At 41.3% G+C, this 24,634-nt stretch carries 22 protein-coding genes; 1 reads left to right on the top strand and 21 read right to left on the bottom strand.

Going from position 1 to position 24,634, the window contains the following annotated elements; all coding sequences use genetic code 11:
* Positions 1-40: 40 nt before the first annotated feature.
* From chbC to nlpE, 3 genes are all read right to left on the bottom strand, one after another.
* Positions 41-1,399: a PTS N,N'-diacetylchitobiose transporter subunit IIC gene (gene chbC, locus M1F14_RS08150; RefSeq protein ID WP_042849009.1), complete on the bottom strand. Its 1,359-nt coding sequence runs from the start codon at positions 1,397-1,399 to the stop codon at positions 41-43.
* A 113-nt stretch (positions 1,400-1,512) separates the two neighbouring features.
* Positions 1,513-1,833, bottom strand: coding sequence for a PTS sugar transporter subunit IIB (locus tag M1F14_RS08145; protein WP_042848968.1), 321 nt, complete (start codon positions 1,831-1,833; stop codon positions 1,513-1,515).
* Between the two features lie 375 nt (positions 1,834-2,208).
* Positions 2,209-2,865 (bottom strand): envelope stress response activation lipoprotein NlpE, encoded by a 657-nt coding sequence (gene nlpE, locus M1F14_RS08140; RefSeq protein ID WP_181468722.1) that lies wholly within the window; start codon positions 2,863-2,865, stop codon positions 2,209-2,211.
* 271 nt (positions 2,866-3,136) lie between these two features.
* On the opposite strand from nlpE, the gene rof reads away from it, so the two are divergent.
* Entirely contained in the window at positions 3,137-3,400 is a 264-nt protein-coding gene (gene rof / locus M1F14_RS08135) for a Rho-binding antiterminator (protein WP_042848970.1), read from the top strand.
* Positions 3,401-3,463: 63 nt separating this feature from the next.
* Here the strand turns inward: rof and tilS are convergent, their stop codons facing one another.
* The 18 genes from tilS to tsf all read right to left on the bottom strand — a co-directional run bounded on the left by tilS (position 3,464) and on the right by tsf (position 24,583).
* Positions 3,464-4,813 carry a tRNA lysidine(34) synthetase TilS gene (tilS, locus tag M1F14_RS08130; protein WP_405127780.1) on the bottom strand — a complete coding sequence of 450 codons (1,350 nt, stop codon included), beginning with the start codon at positions 4,811-4,813 and terminating at the stop codon, positions 3,464-3,466.
* 13 nt (positions 4,814-4,826) lie between these two features.
* Positions 4,827-5,717: a DMT family transporter gene (locus M1F14_RS08125; RefSeq protein WP_042848971.1), complete on the bottom strand. Its 891-nt coding sequence runs from the start codon at positions 5,715-5,717 to the stop codon at positions 4,827-4,829.
* Between the two features lie 139 nt (positions 5,718-5,856).
* On the bottom strand, positions 5,857-6,816 hold the full coding sequence (gene accA, locus M1F14_RS08120; protein ID WP_042848972.1) for an acetyl-CoA carboxylase carboxyl transferase subunit alpha: 960 nt from the start codon (positions 6,814-6,816) through the stop codon (positions 5,857-5,859).
* 12 nt (positions 6,817-6,828) lie between these two features.
* Positions 6,829-10,311, bottom strand: a complete 3,483-nt coding sequence (gene dnaE / locus M1F14_RS08115) for a DNA polymerase III subunit alpha (protein ID WP_042848973.1) — start codon at positions 10,309-10,311, stop codon at positions 6,829-6,831.
* 11 nt (positions 10,312-10,322) lie between these two features.
* Positions 10,323-10,916, bottom strand: a complete 594-nt coding sequence (rnhB, locus tag M1F14_RS08110) for a ribonuclease HII (protein WP_042848974.1) — start codon at positions 10,914-10,916, stop codon at positions 10,323-10,325.
* Positions 10,916-12,073 carry a lipid-A-disaccharide synthase gene (gene lpxB / locus M1F14_RS08105; RefSeq protein ID WP_071548570.1) on the bottom strand — a complete coding sequence of 386 codons (1,158 nt, stop codon included), beginning with the start codon at positions 12,071-12,073 and terminating at the stop codon, positions 10,916-10,918. The genes rnhB and lpxB overlap by 1 nt, the downstream gene beginning before the upstream one ends.
* A 45-nt stretch (positions 12,074-12,118) precedes the next feature.
* Positions 12,119-12,916 (bottom strand): acyl-ACP--UDP-N-acetylglucosamine O-acyltransferase, encoded by a 798-nt coding sequence (gene lpxA / locus M1F14_RS08100; RefSeq protein WP_042848976.1) that lies wholly within the window; start codon positions 12,914-12,916, stop codon positions 12,119-12,121.
* A 1-nt stretch (position 12,917) separates the two neighbouring features.
* Complete coding sequence (gene fabZ / locus M1F14_RS08095) at positions 12,918-13,370, bottom strand: 3-hydroxyacyl-ACP dehydratase FabZ (RefSeq protein WP_042848977.1); 453 nt, start codon at positions 13,368-13,370, stop codon at positions 12,918-12,920.
* A 128-nt stretch (positions 13,371-13,498) separates the two neighbouring features.
* Positions 13,499-14,536 carry a UDP-3-O-(3-hydroxymyristoyl)glucosamine N-acyltransferase gene (lpxD, locus tag M1F14_RS08090; protein ID WP_042848978.1) on the bottom strand — a complete coding sequence of 346 codons (1,038 nt, stop codon included), beginning with the start codon at positions 14,534-14,536 and terminating at the stop codon, positions 13,499-13,501.
* Between the two features lie 3 nt (positions 14,537-14,539).
* Entirely contained in the window at positions 14,540-15,034 is a 495-nt protein-coding gene (skp, locus tag M1F14_RS08085; protein WP_042848979.1) for a molecular chaperone Skp, read from the bottom strand.
* Between the two features lie 89 nt (positions 15,035-15,123).
* Positions 15,124-17,538, bottom strand: coding sequence for an outer membrane protein assembly factor BamA (bamA, locus tag M1F14_RS08080; protein ID WP_042848980.1), 2,415 nt, complete (start codon positions 17,536-17,538; stop codon positions 15,124-15,126).
* 42 nt (positions 17,539-17,580) lie between these two features.
* Entirely contained in the window at positions 17,581-18,933 is a 1,353-nt protein-coding gene (rseP, locus tag M1F14_RS08075) for a sigma E protease regulator RseP (protein WP_042848981.1), read from the bottom strand.
* A gap of 8 nt (positions 18,934-18,941) precedes the next feature.
* Positions 18,942-19,802 (bottom strand): phosphatidate cytidylyltransferase, encoded by an 861-nt coding sequence (cdsA, locus tag M1F14_RS08070; protein WP_042848982.1) that lies wholly within the window; start codon positions 19,800-19,802, stop codon positions 18,942-18,944.
* A 12-nt stretch (positions 19,803-19,814) separates the two neighbouring features.
* Complete coding sequence (uppS, locus tag M1F14_RS08065) at positions 19,815-20,567, bottom strand: polyprenyl diphosphate synthase (RefSeq protein ID WP_042848983.1); 753 nt, start codon at positions 20,565-20,567, stop codon at positions 19,815-19,817.
* Positions 20,568-20,753: 186 nt separating this feature from the next.
* On the bottom strand, positions 20,754-21,947 hold the full coding sequence (ispC, locus tag M1F14_RS08060) for a 1-deoxy-D-xylulose-5-phosphate reductoisomerase (protein WP_181468723.1): 1,194 nt from the start codon (positions 21,945-21,947) through the stop codon (positions 20,754-20,756).
* A gap of 146 nt (positions 21,948-22,093) precedes the next feature.
* Positions 22,094-22,651: a ribosome recycling factor gene (gene frr, locus M1F14_RS08055; protein WP_042848985.1), complete on the bottom strand. Its 558-nt coding sequence runs from the start codon at positions 22,649-22,651 to the stop codon at positions 22,094-22,096.
* Between the two features lie 108 nt (positions 22,652-22,759).
* Positions 22,760-23,488, bottom strand: coding sequence for a UMP kinase (pyrH, locus tag M1F14_RS08050; RefSeq protein ID WP_042848986.1), 729 nt, complete (start codon positions 23,486-23,488; stop codon positions 22,760-22,762).
* A 243-nt stretch (positions 23,489-23,731) separates the two neighbouring features.
* Positions 23,732-24,583, bottom strand: a complete 852-nt coding sequence (tsf, locus tag M1F14_RS08045; RefSeq protein ID WP_042848987.1) for a translation elongation factor Ts — start codon at positions 24,581-24,583, stop codon at positions 23,732-23,734.
* Between the last annotated feature and the right edge of the window lie 51 nt (positions 24,584-24,634).

Here is a 24,634-nt window from a genome sequence, read left to right as displayed (position 1 = left end):
TTATCTCGACTTAAATGGGAGGAGCAAGCTCCTCCATATTTTAAAACTTCAGTGCATTCGCAATATCTTCTTCACTTTCTTCTTCATCTATCGTGTTTTGGGCTTTATTCGAAATGACCACAAACGGTAGATAAACAAGAACAGCAACACCAAGGTTGAATAAGGCAAGTAATAAGGCAGCAATACTTCCATTAGTGTTAAAGAAAGCAGCCAAACCTGTTGGCATCGTCCACGGAGCAATATTTGTTACCGGTGGGATGATCCCTAAAGAATATGCTGCCACCATTATTCCTGCCAATAATGGCTGAATCAAAATAAAGGGGATAAACATCACAGGATTCATAATGATCGGTAAACCAAAAATAATAGGCTCATTAATTTGGAAGATACCTGCAGGTAAAGCTAACTTAGCAACTTGGCGATGATCAGCACGACGTGAAGCAATAAAAATTGCAATAATCAGACCTAATGTCGCCCCTGTTCCACCTAAAAACACATAGGAGTCAAGCATAGGCTTCGCCCACATATGGAAGGATTTACCAGCTGCAATTGCTGCGTCAACTGAGCCATACTCTGCATATAAAGAAACGTTTTCTAATGCCCAAGGCGTCATAATACCGCTATCTAACGCCGTTAATGCTAATGAACCATGGATACCAAAAAACCACAGCAGCGACGTAAAGACCACATAAGCCCATCCAACCACATTTCCCATCGATGCTAAAGGCGTTGAAACACTATCCATGATAATTTGATGAAAATTAGTGCTAATCCCCGTTAGCGCCCATGACACTATTCCCATAATAGATAAGATAATAAAACCAGGAATAAGTGCAGAAAACGAACGTGAAACTGATGGCGGAACGCTATCTGGTAATTTGATAACCCAATTACGGCGGACAATAAAAGTGAACATTTCAGCGACGACTAACCCTAAAATAATCCCTGAAATGATATTTGCTCCACCCAACCAATTCGCCCCAACGGCATAGGCACCATTTACATCATAAGGTGTTACTGTCATAAAAGAAGCTATAGCAAGTAACCCTGCAGCTAGCGGGTCAACTTTGCGTTCTTCTGCTAATGCCATGGCAATAAAGAAAGGGGCCATTAGAGACATAATACCTAGTGTCCCATTATAAACATTTCCCCCTATCACTTTAAAACCGTTTAATGTTTCGATTGTTGAAGGTTCTAATCGAACACCTAAAGAATAAAAAAACGACCCTGTATCAAAACTAAGAAAAACATTATTAATTAGTACAAACATAGCCCCAACGAGTGTTAGAGGCATTATTCTAATAAAACCATTCTTTATTGCATTAACATGAGGCTGCTTTCCCAATCGAACCGCGAATGGAAGGAGTACCTTTTCAAGCGAAGTGATAACAAGACTCATAAAAATACCCTCAATTTTTTGAGTATGCTCCATTCTTAATTAGCTAAAGATCGTATTAGCACCAATATCGATGGAGTTATTATGTAATAGAGGTAGTTAGTAGCGCTCTAATATTAACCTGCTGTTTGGTTTTTAATGATTGCCACGGCCGCTTTTAACACTCCTAATCCATCAACCTTGCCGTACAAAAGTGAGTCAATCACCTCAACGGGTTTGTTCGGCAATAATTTTTGAATATCAGATTGCATCCAAGCAATTTGCGGCCCAAGTAATACCAAATCAGCATCGACACCTTTTTCTGCTGCTAAGCTTTCAGGGAAAGCTTCAATGTTGACTGGTACATCATATTTCTCTGCCTGTTGCCTCATTTTGTTAACTAGCAGTGAGGTAGACATCCCCGCAGAACAAAATAAATAGATATTTTTTTTCTTCATTCCTTATCCTTAGATTCGTTCTATCTTTTAATTACCGCTGTAATTTATAAGTTTTTTTGCAGACTTACAGCATTTACTAACACTACAAACTAAAAATAAAAATTCTTTCTAGTTGAATGAAGTATACGTACTTCCCCTAGTTTTCGATATTTCAATGTCATCAAGAATTGTCTCTCATTGACTAATCGTTATGACCCCCCTCACATTTATACAAATATTTTGCGTTAATAAAAAAGTTATATTGATACCAAAAAAGCAAAGGCTGGTGAATATATTGATAAATCGAAGGGATTTTGGCTGATATTTTAGATAGTTAATAAAAGAAAAAGGCTCAATATAACTATTGAGCCTTTAATAGAAATGGATGTACTAAGATTAGTTACAAGAAGCAGATTTATCGAAATTGATGTTACCTGTAGGAACTAATGCAGGATCAAATTGACCTTCTTCCATTGATGGACGAACAGTATAATAACCTTCTAACTCAACATACACCGGTGTTCCACCATCAACACCTGTTTCACTATATGCTTTTTCTAATTCAATACCTGATGCTGAATATTGGCGCCCACTTTCACATTCAGTGAACACAGCAGCGTCCGCCATATAACGGTACTGACCTATTTTTTTGCTTGGCTTAACTTTCTCTAACGTATAATTCATTTGCGATTCAATCGGATTACCTTCTAAATCAAGTAAAGTAACCGACTTCCCATCCGCAGCTTGAGAGAAATAAGTATTCTCACCTTTTGGGTTAGTTGTGCGTAATTTGTTATCTTCAATAGCCCATTTACCTGAATCATGGAAAGCACTATCGCCATCCTTTGTTCCTAAATAGATCAATTGCTCAACATAGCTGCCATCTTGGTTAACTAATAAGGTTGCTTCAATACCAGAACAGTCTGCACAAGGTAGTACACCTGTGTAAACATTATCTACTGGTGATGATTCTGTATTTTTTGCAACTGTCTGACAGCCAGCTAACGTGACAGCCCCAACAGCCATTAATACTAACATTAGTGATTTTTTCATTATAATACCCTTAAAATCATACATTTTTATTCGTTAACCGATTTCTCAATCATAACATTTCAAAACTTAAAAAAACGGCAGGGATAAGAAAATTCGGACATTACTGATAAAATACGTTATGAATTAATTTAATGAATAAGAATTGTCTTTTTCCTCTAGCTACGATTATAGTTATTAAATTTACTGTGCTATTATCGTAGCAAGCGCTTTTTTGCTTGATACAACATGTTCAAGGCGGCAATAACCGCCACTAACACAGTGGTGAGGGAATATGTCTACAGATACTGAATATCAACCTATCAATTGTGATGATTACGAATATCTAGAAATTGCATGCCAACGTCAATTAAAGTTACAGATAAAACTTAATGACGGCGAGAATATTGAAGGGCAGGCCAGTGATTTGCTCCTGCGAAAAAAAGTCGAGTACCTGATTGTTGAAACGCATGAAGGAACCAAGGAACTACGACTGGATTGCATAAACTCCTTCAGTCATCCAGAAATCGGCACAATTGTTGTCGACCACTCTCACTAATACTCACATTATTGAGTCCTTCTATCCCCCCTTATGATAATCACAGTCATAAGGGGTTTCTCTTTATAACAGCGCCTTAAATACACAGCCTTGCTGCCAATCAATCGCTATCCCTAATTGTGTCTCATCAGCCAGCCCTTCAGGCGTAATAAAACAACCTACAGCCGTGATAAGCTGGTCATTATAATAAACTAGAGGCACTCGCTCACGCATCCACGGAGCAACCCCCAGTTCTTGCCATAGCTTTTTGCTACTTCTTGAACGATGGCGACCCACGATATTCAATGTGCCTTGCAACCCAAAGCGAATAGTTGCTGTTTCATGAGGCAACGGAGGGCGTATTTGCCCTTGCCCAGCCATAACATGAAGTACACCAAGAGATTCTGGCAATTCAAATGGTTTTGGATAATGCCATTGAAACTGCTTGTTCGCTAAACTATTAATACGCTTAATAACCCATAATGCCCCTTGGTACCGACGAACTTCAAATTGGCCTAATCGGCAAATTGGGTCGGCATCTTGTCGAGCTAAAGCAACTTCTTGCCAAATTCGTTCTAATTGGTTAAAAGGTGGCATCGGGAGTTGATGCAAACCTATCCAACGGCGGATTAATGCATTACGCTTTGATAATGAACAATCTTGTAGGTCATCAATAAATAGCCCACCTCGATAATCCATCATGCCTTCTAGCGTTTCCTTCAATAATTCATCAAGTAACGTTTCTTGTTCAGCACATAAAGCTGCGCTGCGAGCAACAGCATGCGGAAAGTGCGGCCAACGTTCTGTTAATGCAGGCATGATATGTAGACGAAGAAAATTCCTATCATAGCGATCATCTTGGTTACTATCGTCCTCAACCCACGCAAGTTGGTTTTCCTGCATGTAAGTTTCTAACTCAACACGTGGCGTTGAAAGTAACGGGCGCAATAGCCACGTAGCCCCACTCAAAGCAAGAAATGGTAACGATTCAGGCATAGATGATAACCCTGCGGGGCCACTGCCTCTCTTAAGCGCCAACATAAATGTTTCTGCTTGGTCATCAAGATGCTGTGCCGTCACTAGGATTTCATTTGCCATTAACTCTTCACGGTAAGCTTGATACCGCGCATCGCGTGCGGCTGCTTCAACCCCTTTTTGGCTGGGGTCAACCGTCACATGTCGGCAAATAAAAGGGATATCCCACTGTGAGCATAACTGAGCACAATGTTGTTCCCACGCATCCGCTTTATGGTTTAGCCCATGATGAATATGTATTGCGCGGATACTCAATGTAGGAAGGTGAGTTTGCCGAATTTGAAAAAGGGCATGCAATAACACCGTTGAGTCAATGCCGCCACTAAAGCCCACCAATAGCTGCTCAAAACCCTGTATTTTATTTAAAATACGCTCAATGATGATATTTGATTGCTGCACTATTAGCCTACCCTTATTCACGATTTCTGACTTTCCCTTTTATACCAACACATAAAACACCTGAAATGATCACAAGCAACACCCCTATGATATAGGCGATTTCAAACGGATCACTTAAAATTAATACCAACCACAGCACCGATAGTACAGGGGACAAAAACACGACAGAGGCGATTTTTGCCGAATGGCCCGTATTCATTGCTTTAAACCATAGAATATACGAAACGCCGTTGATTAAAATACCATTAATCAGTGTTGGCCAAAAAGCAGCTTTTGAGGGTAACTGTACTTCGCTAAACAGTAGCAGTAGCACAAGCGAGGTCAGTGTGGAGAAGATAAATAGCCATACTGTACTGATATAAGGGTCGATCGAATATTGCCGAGAAAAAACGGACATTAGCGCAAAACAAAAAGCACCACTAAAGACTAATAATAGCGCCGTTGGGTTTTCTACATGCAGCTGAGTAATTTGCCCCTTGGTAAAGGTAATTATCACGGCAATAAACCCAATAATAATGCCAACTATTTGCCTACCCGCTAACTTATCCTTTAATAATACCACTGACAGCAAAATAATAATTAATGGCCAACTGTACTGAATAACTAAGACTGCAATTCCATTTTCGATGGAATAACCGTAATACAATAGTAAGTAGAACAAACAATCCAAAAAACCAAGAATAAACACTTTTTTTATCGTGTTTCTAGGTAAAATAAACAGCTTACTCACTTTATAGCCAGAACCTAAAGCAACAATCACGACAGATATTGCTGATATCAAATTAGACCAAAATAGAAACTGAAAACTATCCATTCCTGCTTGCCCTAAACGGGAAACAATAGGAATAAAGCTCCATATCAATACACAAGCCAAAGCGTACATTAGGTAATTATATTGTCTCACTTTAGTTCCTATCTATTGTTCTTCTTAGCAGATAACCGAATGGCAATTTAGACCTTAACTTATCGGTTATATTAGAAAATAAAAAACGGGAGCAAGCAAAAGCAAACTCCCGTTTTTTTAACTAATTAACGACTCGCAATTAGCAGTAACCGTATTCCATTAAACGTTGGTAACGACGGTTTTTCAACGCTTCCGCGTCTAATAACTCTAATTCGTTAAGGTCTTCAGTGAGGCGAGCTTTTAAATGCTCTGCAATCTCATCATAATTACGATGAGCACCACCTAAAGGTTCAGCCACAACATTATCAATTAGTTTCAATTCTTTCAGACGAGGTGCGGTGATCCCCATCGCCTCAGCCGCTAATGGGGCTTTATCAGCGCTTTTCCACAGAATGGATGCGCAGCCTTCCGGCGAAATAACAGAATAAGTACTGTATTGCAACATGTTGACTTTATCGCCAACACCGATTGCCAGTGCCCCACCTGAACCACCTTCACCAATAACGGTACAAATAACCGGAACGGAGAGGCGTGACATCTCACGTAAGTTACGAGCAATAGCTTCTGATTGACCGCGCTCTTCAGCACCAACACCAGGGTATGCGCCTGGAGTATCAATGAATGTAATAATCGGTAGATTAAAGCGTTCAGCCAATTCCATCAAACGCAAAGCCTTGCGATAACCTTCAGGAGCTGGCATACCAAAATTACGACGGATTTTTTCTTTTGTTTCACGCCCTTTTTGGTGACCAATAATCATCACTGGACGACCATCTAAACGTGCCATTCCGCCCACAATAGCTTTATCATCCGCATAGGCACGGTCGCCCGCTAATTCTTGGAAATCGGTAAAAATGCGCGGGATATAATCCAAAGTATAAGGACGACGTGGATGACGAGCAAGTTTAGCAATTTGCCAAGCACCCAGATCAGAGAAAATTTTACGTGTCAGTTCAACACTCTTTTCACGTAAACGAGCAACCTCTTCATCTAGGTTGACTTCTAAGTTGTTATCTTGACGGCTAACCGCTGTTAGAGAATCAATTTTCGCCTCTAATTCCGCAATTGGCTGTTCAAAATCAAGAAAATCCAGACTCATAATATTCCTATTTTAGTCAAATTCTAATTCTACCTGCTCACTACCCAGCAGAGTTCGAAGATCGTTCAGAAGGGGATCTACGGGTGTCACACGCCAAACAACGCCAAATTTAAGCTTAGCTCTGGCATCATCCTTCTGGTAATACAAATGAACCGGGATCGTTCCTGAACGGTGAGGTTCAAGAGTACTACGAAGCCGATTCAGTAATTGATCGTTAATTTGTTTGTCTGACAGTGAAATTGCAAGCCCTCGTGCATATTTTTCCCTTGCTTCACCAATATCCATTAACTCACGCACTGTCATTTTATTACCACCATTGAAATCATCAAAGCTGACCTGACCGGTGGCTATCAGGATATTGTCTTTTTCCAGCAGGTGCTGGTACTTATCGAGTGCATCTGAAAATAGCATAATATCCAGACGACCGGAACGATCATCAAGCGTACAAATACCTATTCTATTACCACGCTTGGTTGTAATCACTTTAGCTGAAAGTACTAAACCTACCACAGTTGTCACTTGACCACGAGGGGTTGGGTTCACATCTTTTAATCTAAGACCGTTAGTATAGCGTTCTATTTCGCTCAAGTATCGTGTTATTGGATGCCCTGTTAAATATAAACCAAGCGTTTCCCTTTCACCATCCAAAACCACTTGCTCGGGCCATTTCGGTACGCTAGCGTAAGAACTTTCCACCTGTTCTGGCGCATCCGCTAATACGCCAAACATATCAGCTTGGCCAATAGCTTCTGCTTTCGCATGTTGATCGGCAGCTTTTAATGCATCTTCTAATGAAGACATTAATGCCGCACGATGAGGGCCTAATCGGTCAAAGGCCCCCGCCATAATCAGTTTTTCCATCACCCGTCGGTTAATTTTTTTTATATCAACACGGGCACAGAGATCAAAAATTTCTTTAAAGAAGCCACCTTGTTGACGAGCTTCAACAATCGCCTCAATCGGGCCTTCACCAACCCCTTTAATCGCGCCAATACCGTAAACTATCTCACCCTCGTCATTGACATGGAAATGATAAAGCCCACTATTGATATCCGGTGGCAATACTTTTAATCCCATTCGCCAACATTCGTCAACTAAACCAACCACTTTTTCTGTATTATCCATATCAGCGGTCATTACTGCGGCCATAAATTCGGCTGGATAATGGGCTTTTAACCATAAAGTTTGATATGAAACTAATGCATATGCAGCTGAGTGAGATTTATTAAACCCATAACCGGCAAATTTCTCTACCAAGTCAAAGATTTTCATTGATAGTTCGCCGTCAACACCATTTTTGATTGCGCCTTCTTCAAAAATGGACCGTTGCTTGGCCATCTCTTCTGGTTTCTTTTTCCCCATAGCTCGACGCAGCATATCTGCACCGCCAAGTGTGTAACCAGCCAAAACTTGCGCAATCTGCATAACCTGTTCTTGGTACAGAATAATGCCATAAGTTGGTTCTAGAACAGGTTTTAATGACTCATGTTGCCACTGTACATCAGGGTAAGAAATTTCTTCGCGACCATGCTTACGGTCAATAAAGTTATCTACCATCCCTGATTGCAAAGGGCCGGGACGAAAAAGAGCAACTAAGGCGATCATATCCTCAAAACAGTCTGGACGTAACCGCTTGATCAAATCTTTCATTCCACGGGATTCTAACTGGAATACCGCCGTGGTTTCTGAGCGTTGTAACATATCGAAGCTTTTTTGATCATGCAATGGGATCGCTGCGATATCAATCGGATCTAAATTTTTCTTGGCTCGACGTGCGTTGATCATTTCCAACGCCCAGTTGATGATTGTCAGTGTGCGTAAACCAAGGAAGTCAAACTTCACTAACCCTGCGTATTCAACATCGTTTTTATCGAATTGAGTAACAGGGTTATTTCCTTCTGCATCACAATACAGCGGCGCAAAATCAGTAATTTTCGTGGGGGCAATAACGACACCACCCGCATGTTTCCCTGCGTTTCGGGTCACACCTTCAAGCTTACGCGCCATATCAATAAGCGCTTTAACTTCTTCATCAGCTTCGTATATTTCTGGCAATTGGGGTTCAGCTTCAAAAGCTTTTTCCAATGTCATACCTGGATCAGGTGGCACTAATTTCGAAATTCTGTCAACAAAACCATAAGGGTGACCAAGCACGCGCCCTACATCTCGGATAACCGCTTTTGCAGCCATCGTACCGAAAGTGATGATTTGCGAAACAGCATCGCGCCCATACATATGAGCAACGTGTTCAATCACTTGGTCACGTTTTTCCATACAGAAATCGACGTCAAAGTCTGGCATCGAAACACGTTCAGGGTTAAGAAACCGCTCAAACAGTAAGTCAAATTCCAAAGGGTCAAGATCAGTAATTTTTAAAGCATAAGCGACAAGTGAGCCCGCGCCTGACCCCCTGCCCGGCCCTACAGGGACACCATTATCTTTTGACCACTGGATAAATTCCATTACGATCAAGAAGTAACCGGGAAACCCCATTTGGTTAATAACGTTTAGCTCAATATCTAAACGCTCATCATACTCGGGCCTCTTTTCTGCCCTAACTTTTTCATCTGGAAAGAGAAATTCTAAGCGCTCTTCAAGCCCTTCTTTTGAGCGTAAAACCAGAAAATCTTCCGTTTTCATATCCCCAGTAGGGAATTGTGGTAAGAAATATTCACCAAGACGGATGGTCACGTTACAACGCTTAGCAATCTCTACACTGTTTTCTAACGCTTCAGGGATGTCAGCAAATAGCTCACACATCTCTTCTTCAGAACGTAAATATTGCTGAGGGCTATAATTTTTAGGCCTTTTAGGGTCGACAAGTGTAAACCCATCATGGATGGCAACCCGGATCTCGTGAGCATCGAAATCACTACTTTCAATAAAACAAACGTCATTGGTAGCAACAACAGGTAAGCCTTTTTTAGTGGCTAGCTCAACGGCTGCGTGTAAGTAGCTTTCTTCATCCGGTCGACCAGTTCTTATTAACTCTAAATAATAACTGTCTGGGAAATGGGTTTCATAAAATTCAAGACATTCATCGACAAGCGCCTGATTACCTCTTAAAAGAAATTGACCGACATCTCCTTTGCGCCCACCTGAAAGTAAAATCAGGCCTTCTTTATGTTTTGCTAACCAATCACGGTGGATTGTTGGGCCTATTGCCCCATAACCTTTTTGATAGGCTTCAGAAATCAGCAAGGTTAGGTTCTGATAGCCTTCATTATTACGCGCTAAAATAGTTAAATGTGAAATTTCATCGCCTAATAATTCACTTTCAACATAAAAATCTGCACCAATAATTGGCTTAATCCCTGCACTATGGGCAGCCCCATAGAACCTAACTAACCCACAAAGGTTAGTAAAGTCTGTGATTGCAAATGCGGGCATTCCCATAGCGGCCACTTTTTTAACTAATGGACCCGTTTTAGCTAACCCATCAATCATGGAATAGTCACTATGGACACGCAAATGAATAAAACGAGGAGATGCCATCGAATTTCTACCTACTGTGTTATATCTAAAGCTCGTCTCACTGGAGCAAAGCTTTTGCGATGGAATTCGGTTGCGCCATATTGCGCTAATTTTTCTAAATGGTAAGCCGTAGGATAACCTTTGTGCTTAGCAAAGCCATATTCAGGGAAGGTTTTATCTAGTTCGACCATTTCGCGATCTCTAATAACCTTCGCCAATATAGAGGCGGCACTAATTTCCTGTACAAGGCTATCCCCTTTGACAACCGCCTGTGCTGGCATCGGTAATTCAGGGCAACGATTGCCATCGATCAAAACAAACTCAGGAACAATTGCTAACCCTGCGACTGCACGTTGCATGGCTAACATAGTTGCATGCAGAATATTTATTTTATCAATTTCTTCAGGTTCTGCACGACCAATGCACCAACACAACGCTTTTTCCTGGATTTCATCAAATAGTTTTTCACGTTTTCTTTCCGTGAGCTTTTTTGAATCAGCGAGACCAATAATTGGATTGTTAGGATCGAGGATCACGGCAGCAGTTACCACAGCCCCGACTAATGGACCACGACCTACTTCATCCACACCAGCAATCAAATTGGCTTTTGGATAGATAAATTCCATTAATTTTTAACCAAATCTAGTACTGCCTCAGCAGCTTGTTTATCTGCATCACAACGAATACGTTGATGCAATTGCAAAAAGGTTTGTTTCAAGCTATCAACCTGCTCTCCGCCATCTAATAATGGAATAAGCTGTTGTGCTAATTGTTCAGGTTGACACTCTTCTTGTAGTAATTCTTTTACTATCTCTTTTTCGGCCAGTAAGTTAGGCAAAGAAACATAGGGTGTTTTTACTAAGCGTTTTGCTAACCAAAAAGTAAAAGGTTTCATACGATAACCCACAACCATTGGGCATTTTGTCAGCATACATTCAAGCGCAGCAGTGCCAGAGGCTAATAAAGTTGCATCTGCAGCTATCATTGCATCGCGTGCTTGACCATCAAGAATATGAACCTGTAATTCAGGCGCAGTACTTTGCTTGATAGCATCAAATTGCTGACGGCGTTTTTCATTCACCAACGGAACGACCACATGCAAGTCAGGAAACCGCTGCTGTAAAATTTTAGCTGTATTGAGAAAGTCTGCGCTGAGCATTTCCACTTCTGAATGGCGACTCCCCGGCAATAATGCTAAACATTTTACACTTTCAGGGATATTTAGACGAACTCTAGCTGCGTGCTTATCTGGATGTAATGGGATTGCATCTGCCATTGTATGACCGATAAAGCGACAAGGGACATTGAAACGATCGTAAAACGCTTTTTCAAATGGTAAAAATGCTAATACTAAATCAGTGGAACGACCGATTTTAAATACCCGTTTTTGGCGCCATGCCCAAACCGACGGGCTTACGTAATGGATCGTTTTGACCCCTTTTGACTTTAAACGACCTTCTAAGGTGATATTAAAATCAGGCGCATCAATACCAACAAAAACGTCAGGTTGCAACTGAGTAAAACGCTGAGTTAAATCTTTACGAATGGATAATAAGCGAGGTAAACGACCAAGGACTTCAACCACGCCCATCACAGCAAGCTCTTCCATTTCATACCAAGCTTCACAACCTTCAGCTTGCATAAGCGGCCCTGCAACACCGACAAAACGTGCATTAGGGACTTGCTCTTTAAGCGCTCGTATAAGGCCAGCGCCAAGAATATCACCAGAAGTTTCTCCGGCAACAAGGCCAATAGTAAGTGGACGGTTGCTATTCACCGAAATTCGCTCCTTAATAAAGGCCTAAGCTCGTTAACCCCAAAGTAGGGATTAACGGATAATACCACGTTTAGATTGCGCGGAATCTTCCAAGAAATCGCTGAATACTTTAACGTACTCATTAAGCTTTGCAGCTTCCGCGATTTCTTCACGAGCTTCCTCTAACGATTTCCCTGAACGATATAACGTTTTGTATGCATTACGAATTGCATGCAACGAGTCTTTTTCAAAACCGCGACGTTTTAAACCCTCAAGGTTTAAACCAAATGGGGTCGCATGATTCCCTTGCGCAATAACATAAGGAGGAACATCTTGTGCAACACCAGAGCAGCCACCGACCATAACATGTGCACCAATTTTACAAAACTGATGTACAGCTGTCATCCCACCAATTATGGCGTAATCACCTAATGTAACATGACCACCTAATGTCCCATTATTGGCAATGATGCATCGATTGCCAATCAGGCAATCATGAGCAACATGGACGTTAACCATTAACAGGTTATCATCACCGATTTTGGTCAGCCCTACGTCTTGGACAGTGCCTCGGTGAATAGTTACGCTTTCTCTAATACGGTTTCTATCACCAATTTCAACACGTGTTGGTTCACCTTGGTATTTAAGGTCTTGGTTTATTTCGCCAATTGATGCGAATTGAAAAATGACATTATCACAGCCGATCTTTGTATGGCCATTGACCACAACGTGGGATTTCAGCTCTGTACCTTCGCCAATTTCAACATTCGCGCCAATATAACAAAAAGGGCCAATTCTAACATTGGCTCCAATACTAGCCCCATCTTCTACAATAGATGAGGGATGGACATAGGCTGTTTTGTCAATCATATCAGACCTCACGACGACGGGCGCACATCATTTCTGCTTCGCAGGCCACTTCTCCATCAACTTTTGCAACACCTTTAAAACGTGCTACACCACGACGTTCTTTAATGAATTCAACCTCTAAGACCATTTGGTCTCCAGGTAGAACCGGACGTTTAAAACGTGCATTATCAATCGCAGCAAAATAGTACAGTTCACCAGGTTCTAATTTACCGGCGCTTTTAAACGCAAGAATACCTGTGGCTTGAGCCATTGCTTCTAAAATTAACACGCCAGGAAAAATAGGTTTGCCTGGAAAATGGCCTTGGAAAAATGGCTCATTAAATGAGACATTTTTTACTGCGCGCAAAGATTTGCCTTCTTCGAAATCTAATACACGGTCAACCAAAAGAAATGGATAACGGTGCGGAAGCAGTTCTAAAATTTCTTCTATATTCAGAGTATGATTATCACTCATCGAAATACTCTTCCTGTCTATTAATACGGTTTAATTAATGAATCGGCCCGCTTTAACCATAAATTAGGTTAACTGGCAGGCCGGAAAACGTAACTCAGATGACTATTTTAGCCTGAATTACAAAATGATTACTGATTTTTTTGATTTTGGCTATCTAATTCACGCTCAACATGTTTCAGTCGCTTATTCATCTCATTGATATTTAAGACTAAAGCAGCTGTTTTACGCCAAGCTTTATTAGGCTGTAAAGGAATACCTGAAGAGTAAACTCCCGGCTCAGTGATTGGTCTCATGACCATACCCATTCCCGTTACCGTTACCTTATCGCAAATTTCCATATGGCCATTGATTACACTGGCACCACCAATCATACAATAACGGCCAATTTTTAAACTGCCCGCCATGATGACACCACCAGCAACTGCTGTATTATCACCAATAATGACATTGTGTGCAATTTGACACTGATTATCGATGATAACCCCATTGCCAATTATTGTGTTATCCAATGCACCACGATCAATCGTTGTATTTGCGCCGATTTCTACTCGTGAACCAATAATTACGGTACCTAATTGGGGGATTTTGACCCAATTACCACGATCATTTGCATAGCCGAACCCATCGGAACCAATCACTGTTCCGGATTGAACCAAGCATTGCTCGCCAATTTCAATATTGTGGTACACACTCACATTTGCCCACAAGCGGGTCTCTGCACCTATACGTGTGTTTTTACCCACAAAGCAACCTGCGCCAATCACCACGTTATCGCCTAGGATTACACCACTTTCGATAACGGCATTTGCACCTATTGCCACATTCTCACCGAGTTTTGCGTCTTCTGCAATCACTGCGGAGGGATGGATATTTTCAGCTGGGCTCGGAGTTGTATCCATAATTTGAGCCATGTGCGCATAAGCAAGGTATGGGTTATCCACAACCAATGCTGCGACTTTACAGGCTGCAAGATCTTTTGCTGTGAGAACAACCGCTGCAGCTTGGCAATCAGCCAATTTATCACTATAACGGCTATCAGATAGAAAAGTAATCTGTTGATTATTCGCTGAATGCATTGGAGCAATACTGGTGATGACAATATCGCCATCACCATGTAGTTGCGCATTCAACTGCTGAGCAAGGTCAGCCAATCGAATTGAAGACATCTATTATTTAACCTGTTTTTGAACCTGACTGGTGATGTCTACGCTATCTTTTGCATAAGCAACTGCATTTGCATCGATAACAACATCATAGCCTTCTTTAGCAGCTACAGATTTAATAGAATCCTGAATACGTGTTAAAATTTTAGTACGCTCTTCACCTTGACGACGACGGTTGTCTTCTTCAAATTTTTGAGCTTTTTCAGCGAACTGGTCACGTTTAGTCATGAGTTCTGCTTCAAGTTTTTCACGTTCAGTTTTCTTCATAGTTGCACCATCACGGCGCAATTTATCAACTCGAGCTTGTAAATCTTTCTCTAGATTTTGTAACTCAGTTGCGCGACTTTTGAACTCACTCTCAAGCTGTTTAGCAACGGCTTCACGTGCAGGCATTTTTTGGAAAATTTCACCAACATTTACAATAGCGATTTTCTCAGCATAAGCACCCGCAGACATTGCTAAAGCAATACTAACACCCGCTGCACACAACAATTTTTTCACACTAAACTCCTTAACCCATATGTATGGCTGGAAATTTTGGTTGCTCCCACAAAATTATGGGAGCCTTCATAGATAGAAACTAGAGTAGATTACCACGTTCTACCAATATTAAATTGGAACTGTTCTGATTTATCCCCTTCGTAGTCCTTAATTGGCTGCGCATAAGAGAATACCAATGGCCCAAGAGGAGACATCCATTGTAAAGCAATACCCGCAGAAGCACGGACATTACTTGCTTTACCATAGTCAGGCATACCTGCACGCCAAGCAGCGGGAATACTGTTCCAATTTGTGTCCCATACCGTACCAGCATCGACAAACAAAGAAGTACGAACAGAATTCGAATATTTCTCGTCAATAAATGGTGTAGGGGTAATTAACTCAAATGATGCTGCGTACATAGCATTACCACCGACCGCATCACTTGATGGACTTCCAGGTTCAGGTTGATCTTTACCATTAATTTTCTTCAGGTAAACCGCTTTCGGACCGATATTGTTCGAGCGGAAACCACGAATGGTGCTAGAACCACCCGCATAGAAGTTTTCATAGAATGGCATTTGCTTACTACCGATACCATCCCCATAACCCGCTTGTGCACGGCCAAGAACCACCCACGATTCGTCTTCATCCAATGGGTAATACTGTGCTGTATCAAAACGCAGTTTATAGTATTCGTTATCAGAACCAGGAATAGTCACTTTAGCAGACAAGTTAGTTTTATTACCTGATGTCGGGAAGAAACCGCGGTTTAACGAGTTGTAAGTCCAACCTAAGTTAAGCGTGAAGTCATCTGCATCAAAACTTTCTTTATTACGCCCATTTTCTGTGACTGGTGGATTTTTACCCATAGAATCAAGGTAATCCCACATCGCAGCTTGTGCACGCATATCAGAAAGTCGGTTATGTACATAACCGGCACCAACACGGAAAGAGTTATTCTCATTGAATGGGAAACTTAAGAAACTATCTAAACCATACGTTTTGTTGTTATAGCCTGATAGATCTGCATCTTTCGCACTAAAATCATTATAGAAAATGCGCCCACCTAAACTCACACCGTTAACGGTGAAGTAAGGATCAGTAAATGAGAATTCAACGTTTGTTGAATAGTCATTCTTACTTGCGTTAATACCAACCGCATTCCCCGTTCCTAACCAGTTATCTTGTGTTACACCGACTTGGAAACTTACACCACTCTCAGTACCAAAACCGATACCAAAGTTCATAGAACCCGTATTACGTTCTTTAACTTTGTAGATAACGTCAACTTGGTCAGGGCTTCCTGGTACACGTTGAGTTTCAACATCAACAGTTTCAAAGAAACCAGTACGATTGAGGCGTTCTTTACCTAATTCGACAAGGTCATTACCAAGCCAAGCGCCTTCCATCTGACGCATTTCACGGCGCAGAACAGTATCTTTACTGGTATCATTCCCTTGGAAACGAATTTCACGTACATAGAAACGGTTACCAGCATCAATGTTGAGATGCAACTTAACTGTTTTATCTTCATCATTGATTTCAGGTTGAGTCATAACCCGAGGATAAGCATAGCCATAGCGACCAAACATTTCTTTAATTTGGTTTTCCATGCGTGTCACTTGCGCACCGTTATACAGCTCACCCGGAGTGATAGTGATTAGCTCTTGGATTTCAGCTAAGTGTTCTGCTGTATTACCATTAACCTCAACACCAGAAATTTTATACTGGTCGCCTTCGGTAATGTTAATCGTAATATAAATTCCTTTTTTGTCTGGTGTCAGACTAACTTGGGTTGAATCTATATTGAAACGAGCGTAACCGCGATCAAGGTAAAAACTGCGAAGTGTTTCTAAGTCACCCGCCAATTTTTGTTTCTGATATTTTTGGTCAGCAGCAAGGTTCCACCATGGTACATCATCACGCAATTGCAGTTTATTGACTAATTCTGCAGTCGTGTAATTTTTATTACCAACAATGTTAATTTGCTGAATTTGCGCAGAAACACCTTCAGAGAAAACAAATTTTAGGTCAACACGATTACGTGGTAAAGGCGTTACAACCGCTTTTACTGTCGCGTTATATTTACCTACACTGTAGTAAAAGTCTTCTAAGCCTTTTTCAATATTCGCAATTGTTGTGCGGTCAAGCGCCTCACCAACACGGATATTTGAAGCTTCCAAGTTCTGCTTAAGCATGTCATCTTTGACAGATTTATTACCTGTAAAAGTGATACTTGCGATAGTTGGGCGCTCTTTAACTTGAACGATCAGCGTGTTTCCATCACGCAGGACCCTAACATCTTCGAAGTTACCGGTTGAAAATAGGGAACGAATCGAACGACTGATATCTTCGTTATCAACCGAATCACCGACCCTAACTGGCATGTTCAATAATGCTGCACCAACGGCGACGCGTTGTAGACCTTCGAAACGAATGTCTTTAACTACGAATCCGTCTGAACTGTATGCAGTGGCGCTGCTGAAAAGCAGCGACGCTATGAGCAACTTTTTCATCGCCATCGTTGTTATGCGTATTCCTTACTGGTCCCCAGCTTATAAAAATTAGAAGCGAGAGAAATCATTAAAAAGTGCAAGTCCCATTAACAGAATCAATGCCATTGCACCTATCCGAAAACTAAAGTCTTGTACTCGCTCAGACACTGGACTTCCTTTAATTTTTTCAATTAACAAGAAGAGCAAGTGCCCCCCATCTAAAACAGGCAGTGGAAACAGATTGATGATACCTAAATTGACGCTAATAAGCGCAATAAACATCAAATAATACACCAAGCCTGATTCGGCTGATACCCCCGCACCTTTTGCGATAGATATCGGACCGCTTAAGTTATTGAGTTTGACATCCCCAACAACCAGTTTACCCATCATGTTGACCGTTAATTTCATTAATTGCCACGTTTTATCACTGGCTTGGTAAAACGCAGAAAATGGCCCATACTGCTGTACCATTTTATATTCATCTGCTAACGGTAACACTGAAAGTTCAACGCCCGCAAACCCAATTTTTTCACCACGCTGACCATTTTGGCTGTCAGGGGTTAGAGTGAGAGGGATCAAATGTTGTGACCGCTCTACCTCAAGTTTCAATGGTATTCCAGGGTTATTACGAATAATACGCGTCACTGGATTCCAAAGACCCAATGCCTCCCCGTTAACACTAACAATTCTATCACCCGGCTGTAAACCCGCACGTTCACCAGCCAAACCTTCAGTGACTTTTTGAATAACAGGGTCAATTCTCACAGATACTGGCATAATGCCAATAGACAGTATCGGGTCTTGTTTTTCTGGATCAAATTGCCAATTGGTTAAATCAACCGTTTTTGTAATCGGCTCACTGTAGCCCTGTGGCAATACTTGAGCCGTTAATTCACGGTCACCAATTTTACCGACCAATGCCAAACGCACTGAATTCCAATCAGGTGTTTCGATACCATCAATGGCTTTTAGTTCCATTTTTGGTTCAAAATTTGCTATGGCGGCGATAGAACCGCTTTTTACATCCTCAATAATTGGTTTCACCGAAGGAACACCAATCATAAATACTACCCAGTAGACAACAATAGCAAGTAAAAAGTTCGCAATTGGCCCTGCACTAACAATGGCAGCCCGCTGCCCAACAGTTTTATTGTTAAATGCTTGGTGCCGACGCTCAGGAGAAACTTCGCCAACTCGCTCATCAAGCATTTTGACATAGCCCCCTAGCGGGATCATTGCTAATACAAACTCAGTACCCTGTTTATCTACCTTACGCCATAACGTTTTCCCAAAACCAATGGAGAAACGCTCAACATAAACACCACAACGGCGAGCAACCCAAAAGTGCCCAAATTCATGTACTGTAATCAGCACACCAATCGCAATAATAAACGCCGCTAAGCTCCAAATAAATCCCATTTATCTTCCTAAAGACCAAAACCGTTAAAAACTAACAAATTTAGCCCAGCAAAAACTGGAATCGCTGCTGTCAGGCTATCAATTCGGTCAAGAATACCGCCATGCCCCGGAATTAAGTGGCTACTGTCTTTAATACCTGATTGACGTTTAAACATACTTTCTGTTAGGTCACCAAACACAGATACTACAACAACAATAATCGAAGTCACTAGCAAATAATCAGGCATCACAGGGATTGGTGCAAATGTGCTAAACAACCACGATATCACCCCTGCGGTAATCAATCCCCCAATTAAACCTTCCCATGTTTTCCCAGGAGAAACTTTCGGCGCCATTTTATTCCGCCCAATGGTGCGGCCAAATGCATAAGCACCTGAATCAGCCCCCCAAACAAGTAACATAACGTACAATAACCACCATGCACCAAAGGATGTATCACTTTGATAACCAATAGTTCTAAGTACCATCATGCCGCAATAAAATGGAATAATAGTTAATGCACCGAACAGCAAGCGGACAATGACCGATTTACCCCACGATGCCGATGCAGGATAAGTCACGACTAAAAGAATTGCGACAACCCACCATGCCAGACCGGCCCACAAGCCGTAGAGGATCATCGGCTCAGAGGAAAATGATGTTATATCAGGAACAGCTAATTGAACCGCAAGCAATATTATTGCAAAAACAATAGCTAGCCCTATACGTTTAACTTGCGAATGCCAGCCTGCGAACTGCGCCCATTCCCAAGCACCTAATGCACAAACTGCAATCACGACAAAACCAAAATTTGCTGGAGAAAGCAAAAACAAAGCTGCAATAACGATTGGTATTAATACTATTGCAGTAAGTAAACGGTATTTCAGCACATCTTTCCCCTATTATTTGACGAGTTCATCATCTGATTCAGCTCCACCATAACGACGCTCGCGCTTACTAAAAGCATCAACTGCATCCTGAAACACCATTTCATCAAAATCTGGCCACAAAACGTTGGTGAAATAAAATTCCGCATAAGCGACTTGCCATAACAGGAAGTTGCTGATGCGATGCTCCCCTCCTGTTCTTATAACCAAATCGACATTTTCTTGGTCATGCATACAAATTTCACTATTAATGGTTTCTTCATTGATATCATCAATAGAGAGTTCACCATTTTGTACTTTCGAAAATACCTGTTTCACACTGTTGGTTATGTCCCAACGGCCACCGTAATTTGCGGCAATATTCAGTTTCAAACCTGTATTGTTTTGCGTGAGTGCCTCTGCCTTATCGATTCTTTTTTTGAGACGATCACTAAAACGACTTACATCACCGATAACCTTTAATTTTACATTATTTTTATGCAGGTTTTTAACTTCATTGTCGAGAGCAAAAACAAATAATTCCATCAAAGAACTCACTTCTTTTTCTGGCCGTCTCCAGTTTTCACTACTAAATGCATACAGTGTAAGGGAGCTAATTTTATTTTTTACCGCAAAACGCACTGAATTACGAACAGATTCAACACCTGCCTTATGACCTGTAATTCTGAGTTTTCCTCTCTGTTTAGCCCATCGCCCATTACCATCCATAATGATAGCGACATGCTTAGGTATCATCGAATCAGAGAGATTTTCACCACTAGAGTTCATTAAATGTTAATCCTTGTGAGTACTGCTTTAAAAATACAGCCCAATAATAACCACTATTATTAAGTTTGCTGATAAGACACATCCTTAATTCGCTACAAAATACTATGTTATCTTTCTTTTTTTAAACACATCACATATTAAAGATATAATGTGGCTATCAGCAACTAAATAAATCACATACTGAGGTTAAACTGCCTGAGCGATTATTTTTACCGCATTTTTGCGGGCTTGCTCATCGATTTCTAAGACCTCATCAATAGAAACTGGTTCAGAAAAAACTTGTGCATCTAGTACTTTGTGGTTAATTTTTGCTATATCTGTAAAACGAATTTTACCGTTAAGGAAAGCGGCAACGGCCACTTCATTTGCTGCATTTAATGCAGTTGTTGCCGCTTGGCCTTCATGGCAAGCATCTATAGCTAACTTCAAACAAGGATAACGTTGATAGTCTGGCTGAACAAACGTTAATGATGAAAGAGTGGCAAAATCGAGAGGTTCTGCACCAGACATTATACGTTGAGGATAAGCCATACTATATGAAATTGGTGTGCGCATATCAGGCGTACCCAATTGAGCAATCACACTGCCATCTTTATACCGTACCATTGAATGGATAACTGACTGAGGGTGAATAATGACCTCCATCTGCTCAGCACTCGCATTGAAGAAATAACAAGCTTCAATATATTCTAGCCCTTTATTCATCATTGTCGCCGAATCTACTGAAATTTTTCTTCCCATCGACCAATTCGGGTGATTGCAGGCTTCATCAGGTGTCACGTTATCAAAATGAGATAATGGGGTATCTCTAAAAGGGCCGCCTGAGCCAGTTAAAACAATACTTGATATACCAGAAGCAGATAAATCAGCAAACCCTAAATTAAGCTGAATAACTTCAGGTAAGCTTTGAAAAATAGCGTTATGCTCACTATCAATAGGAAAAACTGTCGCATTGTGTTGACGAATCTCATTAAAGAATAAACGGCCACTCGTAATCAGAGACTCTTTATTCGCTAATAATATTCTTTTGCCTTTTCTGATCGCGGCTAAAGTAGGAAGTAAGCCCGCCACACCAGTAATCGCTGACATAACTTGGTCAGCATCGTCAAGCCCTGCGAGCTCAATTGCAGCTTGGTTTCCTGACAACACTTCCGTTTTATTGTTATTTTCAGTCAAAATAGCCCGTAATGCTTTGGCTGAAGACTCATCCGCCATTGATACATATTTCGGATTAAACTCAAGGCATTGTTTAGCCATTTCAGAAACGTTTTGCCCTGCGACTAAAGCAAGAATTTGAAATTTTTCGGGATTTTGGCGAACAACAGAAAGTGTATTTGTACCAATTGAGCCTGTGGAACCTAGGATTGTCAGACGTTTCATAGTGATTGGTTACTCTGTATTAAATCAATACTGAGATTATATCAGCTTAGAGGTTAGAAAGGATTTTTTAATAGATATGAAAACAATAAAGCCACACTAACACATACTTTTTACGGTATGCTTTGGTGGCTTTATATCAAGATGGATTAAAACTCCATCAATTCCGTTTCTTTTTGCGCTAATGACTCATCAACTTTCTTGATGTAGCTATCAGTCAGCTTTTGGATTTCATCCTGTGAACGGCGCTCGTCATCTTCACTAATTTCTTTATCTTTCAGTAAAGCTTTGACTTTATCGTTAGCATCACGGCGAACGTTGCGAACTGCGATACGGCCTTGTTCTGCTTCACCACGAACCACTTTGATTAAGTCTTTACGGCGTTCTTCCGTTAATGGAGGAAGTGGAACACGGATAACTGTACCTGCCGATGAAGGGTTCAAACCTAAATCAGAAGCCATAATCGCTTTTTCAATAGCCGGTGACATGCTACGGTCAAAAACAGAAATTGCTAATGTACGGGAGTCCTCAACCGTCACGTTAGCTAACTGACGTAGAGGTGTTGCTGAACCGTAATATTCAACAGTGATGCCATCTAAGAGGCTTGGGGATGCACGGCCTGTACGGACTTTGCTAATTTGGTTTTTAAATGCTTCTAGGCTCTTTTCCATACGGTCTTGAGCATCTTTTTGGATTTCATTAATCACGTTTTCAACCCTTAAGAACTGGTTATTAAAGGCCGCGATGCGACCTCGCTTAAATAGTCTGAATTTATGTTAGATAATACATTTAAACTCAGGTTATGTCTCTGAGTATTAATTGTGAGAAATCAGGGTACCTTCATTTTCACCCATTACGGCACGGCGTAAAGCGCCCGGCTTATTCATGTTAAAAACACGAATAGGTAAGTTATGATCGCGCGCCAGAGTGAAGGCAGCTAAGTCCATCACTTTAAGTTCACGTTCCAGAACATCTTGATAGCTCAGGGTTTCATAAAGAACTGCTTCAGGGTCTTTAGCTGGATCTGCTGAATATACACCATCAACTTTAGTGGCTTTTAATACCACATCCGCTTCAATTTCAATCCCACGTAGACATGCAGCTGAGTCCGTTGTAAAAAATGGATTCCCTGTTCCGGCAGAAAAAATAACAACACGGCCGTGGCGTAATAAGCTGATTGCTTCTGCCCAGCTATAATTATCACAGACACCGTTTAGTGGAATTGCAGACATTAACCTTGCATTCACATATGCACGGTGTAACGCATCACGCATAGCGAGCCCGTTCATCACTGTCGCTAACATCCCCATGTGGTCGCCGACAACACGGTTCATGCCAGCTTGTGCCAAACCAGCACCACGAAACAGGTTACCACCGCCAATAACCACACCGACCTGTATACCCAGTTCTATGAGTTCTTTAATTTCCTGAGCCATACGATCTAAAACGCTAGCATCGATACCAAAACCTTCTGCACCTTGTAAGGCTTCGCCACTTAATTTAAGCAGAATACGTTGATAAACGGGTTTTGCATTGGTTGCCATGGTGTTCTGTCCTAACAGATTATTTATTGGGGTAACACACGTAGAATAATGGTTTTCTACGTACCTAAATTTAAAATTAGAATACGACAGTTATACACTAAATAGTTCGAGCTACATGTTGCTGTTATGTCAACGGCTCCGAGGGCGGAGTTATTCTCCGTTTGCAGTCGTAAAACAAGGCTAATACAGCTTGAAATATAACGTGTATAAAACAGAGCCGCCAATCGGCGGCCCTTAAGTTGCTTACTTGCTCATTGCAGCAACTTCTGCTGCAAAGTCAGTTTCAACTTTTTCGATACCTTCACCAACTTCATAACGGATGAAGTTAGAAACAGTAGCACCTTTTTCTTTCAGTAAGTCACCAACAGATTTGCTTGGATCCATTACGAAAGGCTGGCCAGTCAAAGAGATTTCGCCAGTGAATTTGTTCATGCGACCAGTAACCATTTTTTCAGCGATTTCGCGTGGTTTACCAGATTGCATTGCGATGTCTAACTGGATTTGATGCTCATGAGCAACAACATCCGCAGGTACATCATCTGGAGTCACATATTCAGGTTTGCTTGCAGCGATGTGCATAGCAATGTGTTTTAGTAATTCTTCGTCTGCGCCTTCGCCAGCGACTAAAACACCAATACGAGCACCGTGCAGGTAGCTACCTACTTGTGCGCCTTCCAGAATATCAACACGACGGATATTGATATTTTCACCGATTTTAGCAACTAAAGTTGTACGAGCTTCTTCGAATTTTGCTTTCAGCGCTTCGATATCTGCATTTTTGTCCGCAACAACAGATGCTAAAACTTCTTTACCAAATGCTAAGAAACCAGCATCTTTAGCAACGAAGTCAGTTTCACAGTTCAGCTCGATCAGAGCGCCTGTTTTGCCATCGTTGAAAACTTCGGTCAGGATAACACCTTCAGCTGCAACACGACCTGCTTTTTTAGCCGCTTTTGCTTGACCTGATTTACGCATGTTATCGATCGCTAATTCGATGTCGCCATTAGCTTCAACAAGTGCTTTTTTACATTCCATCATACCTGCGCCAGTACGTTCACGCAGTTCTTTTACCAATGCAGCGGTAATTCCAGACATGTGATTTATTCCTCGATATTCCCCGTGAGAGTCTTCCTCACGTGGATAGTT

Origin of the sequence: Providencia sp. PROV003 (genome assembly GCF_045040775.1) — a bacterium.
GTDB classification, from domain to species: Bacteria; Pseudomonadota; Gammaproteobacteria; order Enterobacterales; family Enterobacteriaceae; genus Providencia; species Providencia huashanensis.
Note: the sequence above shows the minus strand (reverse complement) of the source record. Positions and strands in the feature narration are given on the sequence as shown.

What these genes read in the sequence shown, in the direction of transcription:
- chbC (WP_042849009.1), bottom strand. Translation starts at nt 1,399, where the DNA reads ATGAGTCTTGTTATCACTTCGCTTGAAAAGGTACTCCTTCCATTCGCG.
- M1F14_RS08145 (WP_042848968.1), bottom strand. Translation starts at nt 1,833, where the DNA reads ATGAAGAAAAAAAATATCTATTTATTTTGTTCTGCGGGGATGTCTACC.
- dnaE (WP_042848973.1), bottom strand. Translation starts at nt 10,311, where the DNA reads ATGGCATCTCCTCGTTTTATTCATTTGCGTGTCCATAGTGACTATTCC.
- tsf (WP_042848987.1), bottom strand. Translation starts at nt 24,583, where the DNA reads ATGTCTGGAATTACCGCTGCATTGGTAAAAGAACTGCGTGAACGTACT.
- uppS (WP_042848983.1), bottom strand. Translation starts at nt 20,567, where the DNA reads ATGAACTCTAGTGGTGAAAATCTCTCTGATTCGATGATACCTAAGCAT.
- nlpE (WP_181468722.1), bottom strand. Translation starts at nt 2,865, where the DNA reads ATGAAAAAATCACTAATGTTAGTATTAATGGCTGTTGGGGCTGTCACG.
- lpxD (WP_042848978.1), bottom strand. Translation starts at nt 14,536, where the DNA reads ATGTCTTCAATTCGATTGGCTGACCTTGCTCAGCAGTTGAATGCGCAA.
- ispC (WP_181468723.1), bottom strand. Translation starts at nt 21,947, where the DNA reads ATGAAACGTCTGACAATCCTAGGTTCCACAGGCTCAATTGGTACAAAT.
- bamA (WP_042848980.1), bottom strand. Translation starts at nt 17,538, where the DNA reads ATGGCGATGAAAAAGTTGCTCATAGCGTCGCTGCTTTTCAGCAGCGCC.
- rnhB (WP_042848974.1), bottom strand. Translation starts at nt 10,916, where the DNA reads ATGGAATTTATCTATCCAAAAGCCAATTTGATTGCTGGTGTGGATGAA.
- lpxA (WP_042848976.1), bottom strand. Translation starts at nt 12,916, where the DNA reads ATGATTGACAAAACAGCCTATGTCCATCCCTCATCTATTGTAGAAGAT.
- accA (WP_042848972.1), bottom strand. Translation starts at nt 6,816, where the DNA reads ATGAGTCTGGATTTTCTTGATTTTGAACAGCCAATTGCGGAATTAGAG.
- rof (WP_042848970.1), top strand. Translation starts at nt 3,137, where the DNA reads ATGTCTACAGATACTGAATATCAACCTATCAATTGTGATGATTACGAA.
- fabZ (WP_042848977.1), bottom strand. Translation starts at nt 13,370, where the DNA reads ATGAGTGATAATCATACTCTGAATATAGAAGAAATTTTAGAACTGCTT.
- pyrH (WP_042848986.1), bottom strand. Translation starts at nt 23,488, where the DNA reads ATGGCAACCAATGCAAAACCCGTTTATCAACGTATTCTGCTTAAATTA.
- rseP (WP_042848981.1), bottom strand. Translation starts at nt 18,933, where the DNA reads ATGGGATTTATTTGGAGCTTAGCGGCGTTTATTATTGCGATTGGTGTG.